20 protein-coding genes, 1 pseudogene and 1 riboswitch are annotated in these 18,972 nt (G+C 37.2%); of the genes and pseudogenes, 10 read left to right on the forward strand and 11 right to left on the reverse strand.

Annotated elements, in window-relative coordinates; translation table 11 throughout:
• Positions 1 to 83: 83 nt before the first annotated feature.
• The 3 genes from CD001_RS15295 to CD001_RS15305 form a co-directional block, all read right to left on the reverse strand.
• A complete protein-coding gene (locus CD001_RS15295; protein WP_096188526.1) occupies positions 84 to 356 on the reverse strand; it encodes a hypothetical protein in 273 nt (90 codons plus the stop codon).
• A complete protein-coding gene (locus tag CD001_RS15300) occupies positions 357 to 632 on the reverse strand; it encodes a ubiquitin-like small modifier protein 1 (protein WP_096188527.1) in 276 nt (91 codons plus the stop codon).
• A gap of 110 nt (positions 633 to 742) precedes the next feature.
• Positions 743 to 2,215 (reverse strand): phytoene desaturase family protein, encoded by a 1,473-nt coding sequence (locus CD001_RS15305; protein ID WP_096188528.1) that lies wholly within the window; start codon positions 2,213 to 2,215, stop codon positions 743 to 745.
• A gap of 221 nt (positions 2,216 to 2,436) precedes the next feature.
• Here CD001_RS15305 and CD001_RS15310 point away from each other — a divergent pair, with 221 nt between their 5' ends.
• On the forward strand, positions 2,437 to 3,318 hold the full coding sequence (locus CD001_RS15310) for a Cof-type HAD-IIB family hydrolase (RefSeq protein WP_257009826.1): 882 nt from the start codon (positions 2,437 to 2,439) through the stop codon (positions 3,316 to 3,318).
• A gap of 368 nt (positions 3,319 to 3,686) precedes the next feature.
• Here the strand turns inward: CD001_RS15310 and CD001_RS15315 are convergent, their stop codons facing one another.
• Both CD001_RS15315 and CD001_RS15320 read right to left on the reverse strand, forming a co-directional pair.
• Complete coding sequence (locus CD001_RS15315) at positions 3,687 to 5,201, reverse strand: NCS2 family permease (RefSeq protein ID WP_218839255.1); 1,515 nt, start codon at positions 5,199 to 5,201, stop codon at positions 3,687 to 3,689.
• A gap of 81 nt (positions 5,202 to 5,282) precedes the next feature.
• The gene (locus CD001_RS15320) at positions 5,283 to 5,900 is read right to left on the reverse strand and encodes a xanthine phosphoribosyltransferase (protein WP_096188529.1); all 618 of its coding nucleotides are present in this window, start codon (positions 5,898 to 5,900) and stop codon (positions 5,283 to 5,285) included.
• Positions 5,901 to 6,078: 178 nt separating this feature from the next.
• A riboswitch (purine riboswitch) is annotated at positions 6,079 to 6,180 on the reverse strand.
• 224 nt (positions 6,181 to 6,404) lie between these two features.
• Between CD001_RS15320 and CD001_RS15325 the strand changes: the two genes are divergently transcribed.
• Positions 6,405 to 6,932 (forward strand): PTS sugar transporter subunit IIA, encoded by a 528-nt coding sequence (locus CD001_RS15325; RefSeq protein WP_096188530.1) that lies wholly within the window; start codon positions 6,405 to 6,407, stop codon positions 6,930 to 6,932.
• Positions 6,933 to 7,352: 420 nt separating this feature from the next.
• On the opposite strand, the pseudogene CD001_RS15330 reads toward CD001_RS15325, so the two are convergent.
• The 4 genes and pseudogenes from CD001_RS15330 to CD001_RS15345 all read right to left on the reverse strand — a co-directional run.
• Positions 7,353 to 7,673, reverse strand: a pseudogene (locus tag CD001_RS15330) (transposase); the annotation flags it as partial.
• 296 nt (positions 7,674 to 7,969) lie between these two features.
• The gene (locus CD001_RS15335; RefSeq protein ID WP_257009827.1) at positions 7,970 to 8,977 is read right to left on the reverse strand and encodes a TIGR03943 family putative permease subunit; all 1,008 of its coding nucleotides are present in this window, start codon (positions 8,975 to 8,977) and stop codon (positions 7,970 to 7,972) included.
• Between the two features lie 6 nt (positions 8,978 to 8,983).
• Entirely contained in the window at positions 8,984 to 10,015 is a 1,032-nt protein-coding gene (locus CD001_RS15340; protein WP_096188532.1) for a permease, read from the reverse strand.
• A 112-nt stretch (positions 10,016 to 10,127) separates the two neighbouring features.
• Positions 10,128 to 10,961 carry an undecaprenyl-diphosphate phosphatase gene (locus CD001_RS15345; RefSeq protein WP_096188533.1) on the reverse strand — a complete coding sequence of 278 codons (834 nt, stop codon included), beginning with the start codon at positions 10,959 to 10,961 and terminating at the stop codon, positions 10,128 to 10,130.
• A gap of 251 nt (positions 10,962 to 11,212) precedes the next feature.
• Between CD001_RS15345 and CD001_RS15350 the strand changes: the two genes are divergently transcribed.
• Positions 11,213 to 11,845 carry a TlpA disulfide reductase family protein gene (locus tag CD001_RS15350; protein WP_179298769.1) on the forward strand — a complete coding sequence of 211 codons (633 nt, stop codon included), beginning with the start codon at positions 11,213 to 11,215 and terminating at the stop codon, positions 11,843 to 11,845.
• A gap of 91 nt (positions 11,846 to 11,936) precedes the next feature.
• On the opposite strand, the gene CD001_RS15355 is transcribed toward CD001_RS15350, so the two are convergent.
• Positions 11,937 to 12,851, reverse strand: a complete 915-nt coding sequence (locus CD001_RS15355; RefSeq protein WP_096188535.1) for an aldo/keto reductase — start codon at positions 12,849 to 12,851, stop codon at positions 11,937 to 11,939.
• Between the two features lie 177 nt (positions 12,852 to 13,028).
• Here CD001_RS15355 and CD001_RS15360 point away from each other — a divergent pair, with 177 nt between their 5' ends.
• Positions 13,029 to 14,120 carry a DUF3866 family protein gene (locus tag CD001_RS15360; RefSeq protein ID WP_096188536.1) on the forward strand — a complete coding sequence of 364 codons (1,092 nt, stop codon included), beginning with the start codon at positions 13,029 to 13,031 and terminating at the stop codon, positions 14,118 to 14,120.
• Here the strand turns inward: CD001_RS15360 and mciZ are convergent.
• Positions 14,045 to 14,212: a Z-ring formation inhibitor MciZ gene (mciZ, locus tag CD001_RS27345; RefSeq protein WP_096188537.1), complete on the reverse strand. Its 168-nt coding sequence runs from the start codon at positions 14,210 to 14,212 to the stop codon at positions 14,045 to 14,047. The genes CD001_RS15360 and mciZ overlap by 76 nt on opposite strands.
• 271 nt (positions 14,213 to 14,483) lie before the next feature.
• Between mciZ and CD001_RS15370 the strand changes: the two genes are divergently transcribed.
• From CD001_RS15370 to xerD, 6 genes are all read left to right on the forward strand, one after another.
• Positions 14,484 to 15,026, forward strand: a complete 543-nt coding sequence (locus tag CD001_RS15370; protein WP_096188538.1) for an NUDIX hydrolase — start codon at positions 14,484 to 14,486, stop codon at positions 15,024 to 15,026.
• A gap of 11 nt (positions 15,027 to 15,037) precedes the next feature.
• Positions 15,038 to 16,222: an endonuclease Q family protein gene (locus CD001_RS15375; RefSeq protein WP_096188539.1), complete on the forward strand. Its 1,185-nt coding sequence runs from the start codon at positions 15,038 to 15,040 to the stop codon at positions 16,220 to 16,222.
• 82 nt (positions 16,223 to 16,304) lie between these two features.
• The gene (gene spoIIM, locus CD001_RS15380) at positions 16,305 to 16,943 is read left to right on the forward strand and encodes a stage II sporulation protein M (protein WP_096188540.1); all 639 of its coding nucleotides are present in this window, start codon (positions 16,305 to 16,307) and stop codon (positions 16,941 to 16,943) included.
• 117 nt (positions 16,944 to 17,060) lie between these two features.
• Positions 17,061 to 17,510 (forward strand): ferric iron uptake transcriptional regulator, encoded by a 450-nt coding sequence (gene fur / locus CD001_RS15385; RefSeq protein ID WP_096188541.1) that lies wholly within the window; start codon positions 17,061 to 17,063, stop codon positions 17,508 to 17,510.
• A gap of 282 nt (positions 17,511 to 17,792) precedes the next feature.
• Complete coding sequence (locus CD001_RS15390) at positions 17,793 to 18,023, forward strand: YqzK family protein (RefSeq protein ID WP_096188542.1); 231 nt, start codon at positions 17,793 to 17,795, stop codon at positions 18,021 to 18,023.
• A 20-nt stretch (positions 18,024 to 18,043) separates the two neighbouring features.
• Complete coding sequence (gene xerD / locus CD001_RS15395) at positions 18,044 to 18,934, forward strand: site-specific tyrosine recombinase XerD (RefSeq protein ID WP_096188543.1); 891 nt, start codon at positions 18,044 to 18,046, stop codon at positions 18,932 to 18,934.
• Positions 18,935 to 18,972 lie beyond the last annotated feature (38 nt).

Genomic DNA, 18,972 nt, shown 5'->3' on the forward strand with positions numbered 1-18,972 from the left:
AGGCTTGTTCTTTATATGACTCCTATACATATATTAAGGAGCACTAAAGAACAGCCTTTTCTTTCATTTTAAGAATTAATTACTCAGCCGCCGGCTCGAAACGTTTTTTTTCGAAATGTAGCGACGATTTCGTTTAATATGTCTTGGTCGTTGGCTGTGAAAGTCACAATAACTTTTGGAATATCAGATTGTAAAAATCGAAAGGTTGTCTGATCGGACAAATGACACGCCCACTTCTCATGGGTGACGGCCGCTATCACTTCTCCTTTATTACCCGTTGTTCCTCCAAGCTGCTGAAGGTAACGAATGAGTTCTTTTCGATGTATTCCTCTAATTTCTAGCTCTTTTCTAACCATTTATCCACCTGCAACAGGGGGGAATAAAGCGAGCTCATCTGTTGATTTGACTTTTGTTTGAAGGCCATCCATATGGATGACGTTTTTACCGTTAATAAAAACGTGAATATGAGGTTTTAATTCGTTCTCGCTTTCGAATAATTCTTTTTTCATTGAAGGAAATTGTTCAATGACCGATTGAAGTAATTTTTTTATGCTATCCCCCTCATTGTAAGGAACACGAATGACCTTACCGCCGCATATTTCTCTATACGTAGCAAAAACTTTAATCTCCATAAATGAGTGCCCCCTCTAACTTTTATATCACTCTAAAAAACGGTCTTTCTTTTATTATGAGGTGGATTTATCATTGTCGCAATATTTATTCATATGAAGATGAATAAAATTTACTTAAAGCTGTTATTAATTTCATTCGCAACGTTTGAGCCGCTTAACACGACGATTGGAGAACCTCCGCCAGGATACGTACTGCCTCCGACGAAGTAAAGGTTATCGAATTCTTGAGAACGATTGTACGGTCTGAAAAATAGATTACGTTTAATGTTTGAGCTAACCCCATTTAATGTTCCAAGGTAGGCATAAAACTTCTTTTCAATTGAATACGGGTCTATCGTTTGTAATTGTGCAAGGTGAGGCTTTATGTCCATTCCTCTTTTCTTCAATACGTTGAAAATCCGTTCTGTTTGTTCTTCTACAGAAACATTTGGACGGTTGCTTTGTGAAAGAGGAGGGGCGTTTACAAGTATATAAAGGTTGTCACCATCTGGAGATAATTGAGACATCGTTTTCGAGGAAGTACACGTATAAATACTTGGTTCCTCAATGTAAGATTGTTCATGGAAAATATGATGAAATTCTTTTTTAGGATGGTTATTGAAAAAAAGGTGATGATGATGAAAGTTGAGTCTGCTATTAAGACAGGCTAATATAACGAAAGCTGAACTAGACGGCTCAACGAGTTTCATTTTTTTGACGCCTCTTTTTGTTTGTCCGAACAACCTTACGTTTTGAGAAAATAGATCGCCATTTAATATGAAAACATCACCTTCATAAGTTACTTCGTCAACTGTAATAACACTCTGGATGACTTTGTTTTTTATAATTGATTTGCTCACTTCACAATTTGTTATAATTTTAACCCCTAATTTTTTTGCTAATCGTACGAATCCTCGGATAATTTCAGTATTGCCCCCTTTTGTAAAGTAAACGCCATCCTCCATTTCTAAATACCCGATAAGCCCAAACATCGCTGGTACAGTGTAAGGAGAAGAACCGATATACGTTGCATATCGGTTAAAGGTCATTCTGACTCGTTCATCGCGAAAAAATTGTTGATGGAACCGATCAAGAGATTGGAATGGCTTTGCAGAAAACATTGCTTTTACAAGCGGCAAAGAAAGATAGTCTTTCCACGAATTAAATGATTTATGAATAATGTGCTTTTGTGCAATTTTATGTAATTTTTCAACTTCAAATAAATAATCGTCATATGAATCCGCAGCTGAAGGGTCAAGTGTTAATAAATGTTCTTTCATTTCTTCTTTGTTAGAGGAAAGATATAAATGGGTACCGTCATAAAATGAATTTTTCGTATGTGTTTCAAGTTTCATAAATTGAAAATAGTCATCTGGGTTCTCATTCGTTTGTGAAACAACAGAACGAAAAACATGAGGCATCGTGATTATATTTGGGCCAAAATCAAAACGGTAAGAACCTAACTTAATTTCATGGAGTTTTCCACCAACGAAGTCATTTTTCTCGAGGATCGTTGTATGGAAACCTTCATACTGTAAACGTATCGCTGCTGAAAGTCCGCCTAATCCTCCACCGATAATAATGACACGTTTTTTACCTGTCATTAAAGTTCCTGCCTTTCAATAAAACATACTTTAGGAAACGTTGTCAGTTAACGAGTAATAATTGCCGATTCGCTTACACTTATTATGTACAAAGGTGAATTTTTCATTAAGAAAGTGTTAAATTGTTTATGTCAGAAAAGGATTTGTGCTATTGTTGAAACGAAGTTCAGAATAAAGTAATATACACATTGTGAAACAATAAACAAAAGGGGTATACATCGATGAACAAGATTAAGCTGATTGCAACAGACATGGATGGAACGTTATTAAACGATGGCCGCCATGTTTCAAATGAAAATGTAAAAGCGATTCACCGGGCGAAAGAAGAAGGAATTCATGTGATCGTTGCGACAGGACGTGACTATACTGAAGCGATGTCACCGTTAAAAGAAGTAGGGTTAAGGATGCCGCTCATATGTGTAAATGGTGGTGACATACGAGAAGAAGATGGGGAAGTCATTCACCAGCAGACATTGTCGTTTGAACAATTTGTGAAGATGAAAGCGATTCTTGATGAAGAAGGAATATATTTTGAAATATACACGACAAAAGGCGCCTACACAGATCATGCCGAGAGAGGGCTGGATGTCGTAGTCGATTTATTAATGAGTACGGGGGAATTTTCATCTTATGACGAGGTCCGAAGTTTGGCAGAGAAACGTTTTGAAGAAGGAGCTATTAATCAAACCGATGATTACGAAACATTTTTAAAGCAAGAAGGATGTAAATTGTTTAAGCTGCTAGCTTTTTCTGAAGATGATACAAAACGTGAAAGAGCAAAGAAAAAATTATTGGAGCTAGGCGATGTCGATGTAAGTGCTTCGGCAAAGGAGAACTTGGAAATTACTCATAAAGATGCTACTAAAGGAAATGGTTTAAAAATGATGGCTGATAAGTTCGGAGTTGATCTCTCAGAAACGATGGTATTAGGAGATAATTATAATGATGTTTCAATGATGAAGCAAGCTGGGCTGGCGGTAGCAATGGGAAATGCATCAAAAGAGATCCAGAAATTTTGTGATTTCGTAACAGAGGAAAATACGAATGATGGAGTTGCAAAAGCGATTGATCGTGTTTTGAAGCAAGCTGAAGCGAAAAAGTAAAGATAAAAACGTATTAAAAAAAGGAGGTGTCTCAACAGTATTTTGGACACCTCTTTTTTACATTTTATCATTTAATAGAATTCGAAATCGCTATCTGCGGACCCTTTTATTTCAGAGCACAAGTGCGACATCGGCTCGTGCTGCGCTTCGTTTGCAATTGTAGTTTTCTTCTTGACCTTAACTTCTTAGGTGTCACACTCTGTGTGCACCTAGGGGATTTTCGGCCATTGCTTTTCCCGTCGGAGTCTCTGCCTATCGCTCTTTTGAGCACATGATAGAACGCATAGAAAAACGAACTTGGGTATGATTAATAAAAATTTCAGTTTGTTTTTTTTTCATTTACAGCTTTTGAGACATCCCCATAATGATTATGCTGCTTTTGCTTCGTGCTGCTTTTCTTTAGCGTTTACTTTAACTTCTTTTAAATAGAAGGCAAAGAAGAAGCAGCCAATTAGAGCGTAGCCGATAGCGAAATCAACGGCAGCCCCAAATGCTAACGCCTCTGCGTGCATAAATCCGAAGAAACTTAACAAAGCTGCAATACCGGCAAAAATCGCTGCTTTATGAAATTGATGGTCGATAATAAATACTGTAACTGCCCCTAATATGATCGCGGTAAACATCGCCCCTTCTCCTAGTGGAACAATCCCTGTAGACAGGTCAGCAATAGCTTCAGGGGTCGACCCGTTAAAACGTGTCATTAAGTAGTTAGCAAAGTAAGGAAGCATCGCGATCGCAACGGCAGGATAATATTTTTTCTCATTTGATCCGAATGCAGAAGAGACCATTGAAATTCCAACATAAACGAGAATTGGTGCAACAACAGCCACCGGAATAATTGCCGATAATGCTGCAATGATTCCAGTCATGGCCGCAAAAGCAAATACGACAGCATTTAAAATGCTATATCCGCGACCAGCACCCATCCATTTTGAACCTACCGTAGCAATATATACTGTAGTCGGAAATAAACCGCCAAATGCAGCACCGAGCATTGTACCGACACCGTCAACCGCTTGGCATTCGCGAACATCATAATGATCACCTTCAGCAGACATTGCTTCGACATTATTCATCGTTTCTATCGCATTATAGATCGTAATCGGAAGAATAACAGCTAATAAAGCGATCATTCCGCCAAACAAATATTGGAACCCTTCAAATACGGCAAGGGAAGGGAGGATTGGATAAAAACCAAGGTGGTTGAATCCTTCTCTAATTGTTCCTATCTCAACATAACCAAGACTAAAAGCGAGTACAGTACCGATAACGATAGCAAAAAGTGATGCTGGTATACGAAATGGTAAAGCGACTTTTCCAACGATCCCTACTAAAATCACTGCTAATACGAACAGCCCGACAACAGGCATTTCTAATGTATTAAATAACATTTCACCAGCAATAAAAGTTAACGCTACCCCAGCTAATGCACCAAGCATCGCTGCTCGAGGCAAGTTACGCTGGATCCAATTTCCTGTGAAACTTGCTAAAACTTCTATTAAGCCGCTAATAAATGCAGCAGCTAATGCAATTTTCCAAGCTAATTCAGGATCACCTGTCAATGTGTGTGCAGGTAAGAGAACGCCAAATAAAAAGACAAACATGACCGGAGTACTAATTCCATATGATAATGCCGTAACATTTGTGCGATTCTCTTTCTTAGCTAGACGATTTGCCATATATGCATAATATAAATTACCGAATATGACTGCGATTGCTGCTCCAGGGATCACTTTTCCAAAAACAAGACTAGCAGGGAAACCGAGACTTAACATTGTGACGGCAATAAGGACAAAGTTTGCTAAGTTATTTTGAAATAAAGCGAAAAAAGCATCTACATCTTCTCTTTTAAACCACGGGTAATGAATCGTTTTCTCAGTCATTTTACTAACTCCATTTCCTTTAAAAATTTGATTTAATCTAGACCACCGGCACAATTAGACGACATGATCCGACAGTTCAATTCAAATTGAACGAACGGCAGAAGGGGAAGAGTCGGTTACTTTTTTGTCGGAAACGAACGTTACTTTGCCGTTTTTTAAAGAAGAGATCCGAGCTAACGACTCAATTTTGTATCCTTTATTCTCAATAAGCTCACGACCAGGCTGGAATGACTTTTCAATGACAATTCCTACTCCAGCGATAGAAGCGCCAGCTTGTTTAACGATATCAATTAACCCTAGAGCAGCCTGTCCGTTAGCTAAAAAGTCATCAATGATAAGAACGTGATCATCACGGTTTAAAAACTCTTTTGAAATTGAAATTTCATTCGTTTGTTGTTTAGTAAACGAATAGACCTTTGCAGTATAAAGCTGATCAAGCATCGTTAACGACTTTCGCTTTCTTGCAAAAACGAGATCACAATTTAATTGAATCGACGTCATTAATGCAGGTGCAATACCGGATGATTCAATCGTAATAATTTTGGTTATTCCATCACCTTTAAAACGTTCAGAAAACTCTTCTCCTATTTTCGTCATTAAATGTGGATCAATCGCATGATTTAAAAAGGAATCTACTTTTAGTACACCTTCAGATAATACTTTTCCATTACGAATGATTTCGGTTTCGACGTAGTTCATGACATGTTCCTCCAATTATTTGATGTTTTACAAAGATGTGATCGATAAAAAACAAAGAACCCGAGACTGCGTCCAACTATGAGTGAACGACGTCTCGGGTTTAGAAATGATGAATGAAAGGGAATAAAGTATACATATCCGACAGTATAAAGTGGGATTATAACTTGTATACTTTATGAATTTGAGGTCTTTCACTCGTAGTCAAACAATTTACGGTCGTTTGGTAGAGACTCGTGAGCCATATTCTCACAGTTATACGAGTAATGTTTGTTTTTTTCTATTGTAGCATCGATTATATCACATAACGGACGAGGTGCAAGACTTTTTCCGAATATAATTCGGACAATATGCATTAATGTTCGTGTTTTATAAAGGAATTTCCCTGTACCTTCGTTACGTTTTAATGTATAAAAGCAGTTTTGATTTACATTTCGTTTATTTTTGTTTAAACTATGAGGCGGCAGACATCATGTACATACAAGATAGATAAGAAAGGTGATTATTATGTTTAAAAAACTATTTGGATTAGATAAGAAACAAAAGACCGATGTTCAAATGCCAGAAGCAACTGGAAAGGATGTGTTAGTTAGTCCTTTAACTGGGACCGTTGTGTCTCTTTCAGAGGTTCCGGATCCGACTTTCGCTGAGAAAATGATGGGCGATGGAATTGCAGTTAAACCAACTAATGGTACGGTCGTCTCTCCGGTTCATGCTGAAGTTGTTCAATTATTTCCGACTAAACACGCTATAGGGTTAAAAACAGTCAACGGTGTTGAAATTCTTATCCATATAGGTATTGAGACAGTCAACATGCAAGGAGAAGGCTTTAAAGCGTTTGTTGAACAAGGTGATAAAGTTGCAAAAGGAGATAAATTGATCGAATTTGATATAGGTCTTGTTGAAGAAAAATCAGATAGTACAATTACCCCGGTCATTATAACAAACAGTGATGATGTACAATCTGTTGAAAAGGAAGAAGGAAATGAAGCGAATGCTGGAGAAACAACAGTGATGACCGTGACTGCAAAATAATGACCTTAACGCAAAAGGGCTGGGAATTAACCGGTCAATAATAACTGAAATCATCGTTTTTGTATTTTCTTGTTGATTGTCAAAAATTATGAGACGCCTGTAGGAAAAGCAAGAGAAGAAGATCCATCGGGACGTTTTTCCCCGATTAGTTGAAGCCTTGGCCGCGGCAAAGAAGACACTACAAATGCAAACGAAGTACATCACGAGTAGATGTCGCACTTGTGCTCTGGAGTGCAAGCGAGTTTTTTTGAAACAATCAACCCCAATATAAAATAAATAAAAGAAGAAATGGCACTCACCGTCGGTGAGTGCCACCAGATTGTCGAGAAACACACTTTTTGAGAAGTGCGGGTTTCTCTTTATTATTTTCGTCAGAAGAAATTTGCTCACCCTACGGTGAAGAATCGCCGAAACCACCTCTTAGATCGCTGAGAGGTGGTTGGCGATCTTCTTTATGTTCTGTGCTGCCGTTGTCATCAACGCTTGTTCTGATGCGTCCTTTAAGCTGCGTAACCGGTAGTAGCGAAGCCCGTGGAGCTGTTTGGCATCCGCGAAGCTTCGCTCAATGGTTTCTTTTCTTTTTTATAGAGGAATTTCCCTGTTGCGGAAAGTCTATGCTCTCTCACTTTTTCCTTACTGTCTTCCCATACATGCCTTGTGAGATCTTTTTTTATGATTTTTGGCTTTCGTACATTGGTTAAGCAGGGGGCAGTTTACACATTCTGCAGCGTTTGCATGGTATTGACGATAGCCTTCGTGGTTCGATGTAGCATATGATAAGGTGCTACCATTAGGGCATGTATAAGTATCCGTCTCTTTTTATAGGTAAATTTCCACTTTGGAAAATACCCCTTTGGATGTTCTAGGTTGATTGAAGAACGAAAGGCGGCGACTCCAATGGGATCAGCGAAGTCTGAAAATCCATTCTGAAGATGCTTCGCTGAGTCAGAATTAGTTGAAGACAAGCCCCATGGAAAGCGTCCGCCGGGAGGGATGAGATCGTGAGATATCATACTTTTCTTATTAACGTTTTTTTACTACCTGAAGCTAGGATAAACATACGGAGAGTCCGGCTCATCAACTTCTTGTATATAACTGTCTACTAATGCAGGTAATTGGTAACCGTTATATTCCTGAATTTCAATTGTTCCGTTCACATAAATCCAACTGTCTTCCTCTATATTAACAGCTTCAGGTGATTCGACTAAAGTACCATATACAGCAGCATCTGCTGTACAGCAAGTCATTGAAAACCGAGCTGCAACTAGCTGATCATCTTCAAAATCCGGTTCACGGTAAGCAAATCCGATTATTTCAAGCTCTTTACCGGCAAAACGATCTAAATGAATGTCTAATACCGTCATGATGTCGAGATAATTTTCTTCTGTGACAGTAATGACATCCTGTTGCTCTAATTCATCTGCAAGCTCAATATAATACTCATCAAACCATTCTTGGTCATAGAAGTCTTCAACCGTATAATGATCTCCGAGTTCATCAGATGATCCATCAAGAGAAGCTGTATCACCAGCTTGTAAATGGTCCATATATTCATCAGGATTATCTAAATATGCTTCAGCGCGTGAAGTTTCCGATTCGCCGCTAGATTCACCTTCTGATTGCACTTGAGCGGAAGCTGGTTTCGTGTACATGCCAGACCCGTATTGAATGCCCCGATTTTCAACAATAGAACTATCTAAAGCGCGGTCAGGGACGACGAAACCGAATAAGATGGGCAAGATAAAAACCCCATAAATCCCGATTTTAACCCAGGAAGGTCCAGGGATTTGATGATCATGTTCACAATTGCAGCTGTCACCATGGTCATGATCATCATGTTTTCTTGTACTTCGGAATACTTGAAGCAGACCGAGTACAAAAAATGTGACCATTGCAAAATAAATGAAAGGCATCATTGTTGGGGCAATATAATAAACAATGTTGCCGGAAATAATTAAACCTAACATTAATAATGCAAAGCCAATGAGAATCGTTCCTTGAATATATGCGTGAAATGAATGATCGTATTTTTTCAATGATAACACTCCTTTCTATAAAATAACGCCGAACAGAACCATAATCGCAGTGAAGACAACAATCGTTACTGTTAACATAAAGGCAATAACAAACCTCGCTTTAAAAAATGCAAAAAGCATAAACGTATTTTTTAAGTCGAGCATCGGCCCATAGACGAGAAAGGCTACAAGCGATTGATCGGTAAATTGACTCCCAAATGAAGAGGCAACAAATGCATCAGCTTCAGAACAAAGGGATAGTAAGTAAGCGAATGCCATCATCACAATGACTGATGAGTATTCATCTTGTCCGATAGCAGTTAAAATGCTCCGATCTAGGAACGTCTGAAACAATGCGGCAATAAAGGCACCTAAAATCAAATATTTTCCCATTAGAAAAAATTCGTCCACAGAATGATACAACGTATCGCGGATTTTTTTCATAGAAGAAGGTCTTTCATGTGTATGTGTATGAATGTGGACATGATGTTCATTGTTCGAGCGAATACGTAGCTGCTCTTTATTATTTTTAAAGAGTACATACAAGATAGCCCCGATAATAATCGCAAGAACAAAAGCAAGTCCCATTCGGGAATATAAGATTGTCGGGTTATTTCTAAAAGCAAAGAACGTTGAAGCGAATACGATCGGATTAAGGATCGGTGCGGCAACTAAAAAGACGACACCTACGTGTAATGGCATCCCTTTTTTTATTAACCGTCTCACAATAGGAACAATCGCACATTCACAAAATGGTAAAATCGCTCCTAACATAGCCGCAGGAAACAATGCAGCTATTGCATTTTTCGGTAAAAACCGCTGAATCGTATCTTCTTTAACATATATTTGTATCAATGAAGAAACGAATACTCCGAGCAAAATAAACGGAATAGCTTCGATCACGATACTTAGAAAGATCGTATTAACATTGACCCAGGCGCCGGGAAGGTTATTTAACTGTTCACTATCATTTATACGGTCACTCATTAAAAATAAAATTAAAAATAAAGATAGTAATGCAATGCCTAATAAATCTTTACCTACTAAACTACGATTTACAGAACTCATGGTAGACTCCTCTATTAAAGTACTTTTTTCTCTTTCACATTTTAGCAGAGTAGTGGTGGTCCGTAAATCACAAGTAAGTATTTATTACGGTTTTTTAAATCAACGCTGCTAATTATTCAACATCCATAATCGTATTCGGGTCAATCATTGTGTAAACAAGAATCGCAACGATAAAGCAGTAGATTGCGAAATAAATGAGTTTACTTTTCTTTAAAAATTGAATAAGCCAAATAATACCTATTAAAGAAAAGATGAAGGTAATAATGAATGAGACAATTAAATTTAAGGTTCCAATGTATGAAAGCATTTCTGCAGAAAAATCTTCAATCGCTAATACAGTCGAACCTAATATAACGGGAATCGCTAACAGAAATGAATACCTTACTGCTGTTTCACGGTTTAATCCAGCTAACAAGGACACGACCAACGTTGAACCGGATCTTGAAATTCCAGGGATTACGGCTAATGTTTGCCCAAGGCCGACAATGATTGAATCCCAAATTGTCATCGTCCCTTCGTTTTTTGGACCAGTTTTATGGAAACGCTCAATGAATATTAAAGAAATCCCTGTAACGACAAGTGCCCCTGCAATAAAAGGGGGAGTTTTAATTGACTCGGCTGTCATATCACTTAATATTTTTCCTAGCACCCCGGTAATTGCAGTTGCAATTAGAATATAAATACCAAAATAAAATTGAGTACGATCTTCCGAAGAACGCTTCATTAAAAAGCGGAAAAATCCGGATATTACATTCCACAAATCACGCCAAAAATATAATATTACCGCAAATACTGAGGCGATATGTAAAAAGATTTCAAAGGCAAGTCCAGGGAATGTGTAGCCGAAAATAAGCTGGGTAATTACGATGTGAGCTGTACTTGATACTGGTAAAAATTCTGTAATTCCTTGGATAATTCCAAATATAATGGCTTCAATTAACGACACATTTAATCTTCCTTTCTTGATGAGAAGTTGTTATTAATGGTTAAATGCAATAACAAAAGATTTTGTACAGTCTTGCTATTTAGTATTGTAGCAGATTGTATGGGATGGAGTAGTATAAATTATACAGATATTCTATTATATTTATATTACAATTATTGCAGTTTATCATAAAATAGTTTGTGTCAAATAAGTGAATATGATTTTCTCTAAAATAAAAAACGTATATAATCATGAAGGAAGGAGGAACGGTTATGAAAAATAAAAAAATCTTCTCGATTTTCCTATTCATCGCAGCCTTGTTTATCGGAGGATATATCATTTATGAAGACCGCGCTGCACCGGATGATCCTTTACAGGATTATTTAAATAATGAAGGAATTGAACGTGATGATGTCAATTCAGACGAAGAATATATTGAGAAAGAAGAATATGGCTCAGTTCCTGGGATGCTGGCTCATGATTTCTCTCTCGAATTATTTGATCAAGGTGAAAATGTCGTCTTGTCAGATTATGAAGGGCAATTCCTTATTATGAATATGTGGGCCTCCTGGTGTCCTCCTTGCCGTGAAGAAATGCCTGAGCTTATTCAGTTTCATGAAGATTATTTACAAGATGATCAAGTAGAAATTGTCGGAATTAATATGACCACAGAAGAAAAAAGTGAAGAAGATGCTGAACAATTTATTAACGATTTTCAAATTCCATTTAAAACATTAATGGATGTTGAAGGGGAAGTTCATTCCGATTATGAAGTATTTTATATGCCGATGACATATATTATCGATCCGGATGGGAGAATCTCTAACCGACACCGTGGGCATCTCACATATGACATGCTTGAAGGTTATTATGAAGAGGCTGTTCAAAAATATGAACAAAATTAGGAGAAAAGGCAGGACCATAAATCGAATGGTATGATGATGGTCCTGCCTTTTTTAGTCTATTCGTTTTTAAAAAGGGCGGCTATGAATACGTTCAATCACGGTGCTTTTCGTAAAGGTCTCGTTTAAGGAAAGAATTTATTTTATTAATATGTTCTGCGTCAATTGGGTTTAACGTAGAAGCGGAGACATTAGCCTCTAATTGGGAGAGATTACTCGCTCCAGGTATTGCTGACGCTACTACTTTTCGATCAATTGTATATCGAAGGGCTAGCTGCTCGAATGTATATCCATTATCTTTTGCTATTTTCATTAATGCTGGAAGAATCTTATCCAATTCATTTTTTGAGTACGTTAAATATCCGTCATTATTCAGTTTATTTTCATGGTTCGATGTTAAAATTCCTTTTGCGAGTGGCCCTCTTGCAATGACTGAAACGTTGTTTTCATTAAATAAATGAAACCATTCCTCAGGTCTGCGATCTAACATACTATACTGCATCATTACACTGACGATATTTGATTTTTTTAAGTATTTTTTAATTACATTAGGGCGGATAGAAGAGATCCCGTAGTATCGAATTGCTCCTTCCTGGACAAGTTCTTCAAAAGCTTCAATCGTTTCATCGATTGGATCATCAATCGTTCCACCATGTAGTTGGTATAAGTCAATATAATCAGTTCCTAGTCGTTGTAATGATTTCTTTACGGCGTTTTTTAAATAACTTTTTGAAGGGTTCCAACGCCAACCGTCAATACCATCGCCCCACTCATTACCTCCTTTTGTCGCAAGAATAACGTCATTACGTTTTCCCTTTAACGATTTTCCTACTGATTGTTCGTTTAGTCCAAACTGATATAAATCAGCTGTATCAAAATAGTTAATGCCTGAATCGATCGCTTTATGGATGAGTTTTTCATTTGAAGAATAGTCACCCCCTAGAGACATACAGCCAAAACCGACTTCTGAAACGTGCAATGATGAATGACCTAATGGATTTTTTTTCACTGGCGGATCTACCTCTCTTTAAAATTTCATTTTTCATGATTATAGACCATTTGATTCGGAGTATCCAATCATAACAATGACGACTTTATTCATAAAACTCCCAATTGTGCTGCATAATGATAGTGGAATTGAATAGGGGTTAGTTGAATAAGTTGGGGGTAAAGGGAAGTGATCTGATTGCTGTTTGAGGAAAAAGTTGAAATCATTCGTATTATTAGTGAAACTGAAGATCTTATGAAAGTAGAGACTACGGGGGGATGCGGCCGGGCACTCATTTATAAACGAATTCATGGAGGAGCCGCCGTCGGAGATCGTGTAATTGTAAATACAACTGCTACGGCACTACGGCTTGGAACAGGAGGGTGGGATATTGTTCGTTATATTGAAAAAAACAGTTTCGAATCTAAGGCTATCAATGATCAAAAAGGGCACATCGTAAAAGCTCGTTATTTAAGTGATCAACATTCAGTGATGTCAATAGAAGCGCCAGAAAGTGAAGAGCACCATATATTTGATAAAAAATTCACGTTAAATGGAAAAGAGATTTTAATAGGAGAGTTACATAGTATCGTTCCGGTCATTTGGTTTTTATTAAAAGAATACAATCCTCATCAGACATTCGTTGTCATTTTTAGTGATGAAGCAAGCTTACCATTAATGATGAGTGAACATCTCCAATATTTGAAGAAACAGCCTTCATTTCTTTCGATCACGACAGGCCAATCATTTGGTGGCCAAATAGAAGCTGTAAATATCGTTACAGCTTTGCAGTACGTAATCGAAAAATATAATCATGCTGTCGTATTAATTTCATTAGGTCCTGGTGTTGTCGGGACTAGTACTCCGTATGGTTTTAGTGGAATTGCACAGGCTCAGTGGGCCAATATCGTTCAGTCATTAAATGGTGTTCCAGTTTGGATTCCAAGGTTATCTGCAGCAGATAAACGAAACAGGCATAAAGGGATTAGTCATCATACTTATACTCCGTTGACTGAATTTACGTACGGTAAACAAGTATTACCCGTTCCTTTTGGAGATTATAGTAATCAGTGGCTGGATCTTCAACTTAATGAACTTGATCAAGATCCAAATATTCAAGTAGAAAGAAGAGATGAACAGCCGTTATTCCAATTATTGTCGTTAATAGATAAGAAAGCACCTTTTCCGATAAAAACAATGGGGCGCTCATTTATTCAAGACAACTTATTTTTTTTGGGGATCGCTGCAGCGTTGGATTGGCATGTAGGTGAGCGGAAATCCCGCACATAATTAGATCTTTTAGAAAGTTGTTTTAAATATTCACGAACCTCCCAAGCCTTTCCCGTGAGAATAAAGCCTGTTGAATGACGGTACATTTTCATTATTCATCCTCCTTAAATGATTCATAAATATAAGAAAAGCGTAAGGCGCCTGCCTATCGGATTATCGACTAAAATCCCCGTGTCCTGCGGGAACGTCGAAATCACCACATCCGTATGGAAGTTCGTGATGTAATCGCTCTTTGGGGCTAGTCAACAATCAAGAGATTGAAATTATATAAATTCTTATCCTTTAAAATGAAAGAAAGGATTCTCTCTGCTATACTTCTTAATGAATATGATTGAATTCTATGAAGCAGAACTGGAGGAGCTAATGAAAAATTTAAATGAAGAAACAATAAAGAAAGAGTCTATCTTTACTGGAAGAATTATTGATCTTTCAGTTCATGAAGTGAAGCGTCCGGATGGAAAAACCAGTAAACGTGAGGTTGTAAATCACCCTGGTGCAGTTGCGATTATTGCCTTTACGAAGGAAGGGAAGTTAATTTTAGTGAAACAGTTTCGAAAAGCTTTAGAAAAAGTGATTGCTGAGATTCCTGCTGGCAAGCTCGAAAAAGGTGAGGACCCTTTGGAGTGCGCCAAAAGGGAGTTAGAAGAAGAAACTGGCGTAATTGCAAAAGCCTGGACTCCTTTAGGTTCGTTTTATACGAGTCCAGGCTTTGCAGATGAGTGCATATACTTGTACTTGGCAGAAGGTTTAACAGAAGGACAGGCAGGTACTGACGAAGACGAATTTGTTGAACAGATGGAAGTCACATTAGAAGAAGCGTTATCGATGATAGACGAGCAAATGATTCATGATGCAAAAACTGTTTACGCTATACAATATTGGCAATTAAAAAATATGATGAAATAAGGTGTCTTCAAGTGAATACTTATTATATGGACTTGCATGTTCATATTGGACGAACTTATAAAGGGAATCCAGTTAAAATTACTGCGTCTGACAATTTAACGTTAAAGAATATTCTTGATGAAGCAATGTCAAAGAAGGGGATTGATATTATTGGTATTATTGATGCTCAATCTCCGGAAGTAATCATAGAAATAAATGAGCTTATCACGAGCGGTGAAGCATATGAATTGATAGGTGGAGGAATTCGTTATAAAGACAAAGTGACACTTATTTTAGGATCAGAAGTAGAAATCTATGATGAAAATTGTTCTGGTCCAGTTCATTTATTGTGTTATTTTCCGAATATCGAAATCATGAAAACTTTCTCAAATTGGTGCCAAGGGTTCATGAAAAATATCCATTTAAGCTCACAAAGGCTCTATTGCAGTGGAAGAGAGCTACAGCTTAAAGTTAAAGCTTTAGGTGGCTGGTTTATACCCGCACATATTTTCACACCCTTTAAAAGCCTGTACGGTAAAGGAGTTGAGATTTCGTTAACCGAAGTGTTTGATAAGGATAAAATAGATGCGGTTGAATTAGGCCTCAGTTCGGATACGATTATGGCTGAAATGCTTATTGAATTGAACCGTCTTCCGTTTCTTACAAATTCCGATGCTCACTCTTTACCGAAAATAGGAAGGGAGCATCAGCTTGTTCTTATCGATTCTCCAACTTTTTCGGAAATTGACAAAGCGATAAAAAACGAAGAGGGAAGACGTATTGAAAAGAATGTCGGGTTGAACCCTCGATTAGGAAAATACTATTTAACGACTTGTAAAATATGTGGCGCATATATAAAGGATTGTACGTGTGTAAGTGGGCACAATAAAATCATTAAAGGTGTATCTGAACGTATCAGTAAATTAGCAGAGGAACAACGAACGCAATTGAATAGTGAGTTAAGGCAGAACGTCCATAAGCACCCGCCCTATATCCATCAAGTTCCATTAGAATTCATCCCTGGATGTGGTCCAAAAACGATTAAAAAGCTGATTGAAGCGTTTGGATCAGAGATGGCTGTTCTTCATGAAATTTCCCAACAGCAGCTGCAAGAGATTATTCCTGATCGAATTGTTCATAACATTGTCAAAGCGAGAACAGGAAAACTTTTATTTGTAGAAGGTGGCGGAGGTACTTACGGAAAAGTTAAAAAGTAAATCTATGAATCGAGTCATAGCTTCTTCATTAAAATCATAGACTGTGATAGAAAAGATTTTATGAAGAGGCGGAGGTTCAGCAATGCAAAGAAATGTCTTCTACCGTACAGTAAATAATCATTTGGAGGAAAATAGAGCAATCTATTTATTTACGATTGTCTTACTATTTATGGGAGTTATTTTTGGTGCGATTATAGTTAACAGTTTAAGCTTCGCTCAAAAAAATGACTTATACGCTTATTTAAGCTTGTTCTTTGGACAAGTCGAACAAGGTGAATTTGCTAATTCTACAGAAATGTTCACACAGAGCTTTGCCCATTACGGAAAGTATTTAGGTTTAATGTGGTTTTTAGGATTATCGGTCATTGGCTTGCCTGTGATTTTTATATTACTGTTTATAAAAGGACTAGTTGTAGGATTTACCGTAGGGTTTCTCGTTAATCAAATGGGATTTGATGGTTTTATTTTATCTTTTGCTACTGTTTTTCCTCAAAATATTATTTTAATCCCGATTTTCGTGATCGTCGCAACTGTGGCAACTTCATTTTCATTGCGGGTATGGAAGCAAATTACGAAAAGAGGATATGAACCGATCTTTCAATATTTTTTATCCTATTCTATCTTCTTATTATTTACAGGTGGGTTTGTAGCAACTGTCTCCTTATATGAAGCTTATGTATCACCGGTAATGATGCAATTAATTTTCAATTGGATAAATTAAAATAATTTTTAAATTAAAATGATTATAAACACGTTTTTATAACAATTCTCATTTGACACCATTTTTTCTCAAGGAGTATAATATAAGACGTAGATGGCTTTTTGGGGGGACAAAAAAATGGAACAGAGAATTGAAAGAATAAAAAAACAGCTTCATTCGCAAAGCTATAAATTAACTCCGCAACGTGAGGCAACTGTTCGTGTATTATTAGAGCATGAAGAAGACCATCTGAGTGCCGAAGATGTATATATGCTCGTAAAGGAGAAGTCCCCGGAAATTGGTCTGGCCACTGTTTACCGAACGTTAGAATTATTAACTGAGTTAAAAGTCGTTGACAAAATTAACTTCGGGGATGGTGTTTCAAGATACGATTTGCGTCAGGAGGGGGCAACCCATTTCCACCATCATCTAGTTTGTATAGAATGTGGCTCGGTTGATGAGATACAAGAAGATTTATTAGAAGATGTTGAAAGGGTTGTTGAAAGGCGATGGAATTTTGAAATTAAAGATCATCGTTTAACCTTTCACGGTATATGTCATCGCTGCAAAGATAAGTCAAAGAAGTAAAGCCTTACTTTATACGTAATAAGTAAGGTTTTTCTTATCGTGAACAAAATTAGATTTGGTCACTTTCGGTCAAAGATCGGCTGTTCATCGTCAGTTTTGCAGTAAAGTAGAAGCGAGCCAGAAAAACGAGTGATCGGGAACTTACCGTTTCGTTCTAAAATGTATTTTTATTCACGAACGCATTTTTATAAATAAATATTATAGAATCTATTAATTTAAGTATAGAATTACCACTGCCTGTCATACTCTTTAGTATAATACATTAAAGAGAGGGCTTTTTTTATGAAGGCGTTACGTTCAGTCTTACAAGCAATATGGGTGTTTTTTATGTTTTTGGGGTGCACGATCTTTTTTTATTATGGTATTCTATGGGTAAGTGAAGAGTATAAAGACTACCATCGATATGATGAACCTAAAGGAAGGGCAGTTAAAGTCAGTTTTTACGAAGATACTGAGGATCCATCTGTCTTCTCCTGGGAGCGCTTGCGGATTTTTTTAAATCATGGTGAGTAGTACGAAAAGGTGGTGGGAGTTTGCAAGATTCTATTCAAGATTTTATCCACTATTTAATTGTTGAAAAAGGGTTATCTAAAAATACGTCTGAAGCTTATAAACGAGACTTGAACAGCTATATTAAATATATTCATAAAGTAGAAGAAAAAACAAACTTGCAGCATATAACGAGAGAGTCTATTTTGCATTACTTATATCATTTAAAAGACCAAGGAAGAGCTGCGACAACGATGGCACGAACGTTATCATCGATTCGAGCATTCCACCAATTTCTCCTTAGAGAAGGGGTCGTTTCGACAGACCCATCTGTACATATTGAAATGCCGAAAGCAGAAAAGAAACTTCCGAAGATTTTATCGCCTTCAGAAGTTGAATCGTTATTGGAGGCACCGCATGAACGAACAAGCTTAAATATACGTAACAAAGCGATGCTGGAACTTCTTTATGCGACTGGTATAAGAGTTTCTGAACTATGTCAGTTAAGTGTTTCAGATATTCATTTGCAAATGGGCTTCATTCGCTGCATAGGAAAAGGTAATAAAGAACGGATTATCCCGATAGGAACAGTTGCAACGAAAGCGATAGAAGATTATTTAAACAACAGTCGTCATTTACTTATGAAAAAGCGAAGACATGACATTTTGTTTGTTAATCATCATGGTAACCAAATGTCTAGACAAGGGTTTTGGAAAATTATCAAACAGTTAACGAGAGATGCTAAAATAAATAAAGAGTTAACGCCACACACATTGCGTCATTCTTTTGCAACACACTTGTTAGAAAATGGTGCTGATTTGCGTGCAGTTCAAGAGATGTTAGGACATGCTGATATTTCAACAACACAAATTTATACTCATGTCACGAAAGCTAGAATGAAAGACGTATACTCACAATATCATCCTAGAGCATAACTTTGGCTCTCTCTTTTTTTGTTAAGATGTCTGACCTC

Origin of the sequence: Evansella halocellulosilytica (assembly GCF_002335745.1) — a bacterium.
GTDB lineage: Bacteria > Bacillota > Bacilli > Bacillales > Salisediminibacteriaceae > Bacillus_CA > Bacillus_CA halocellulosilytica.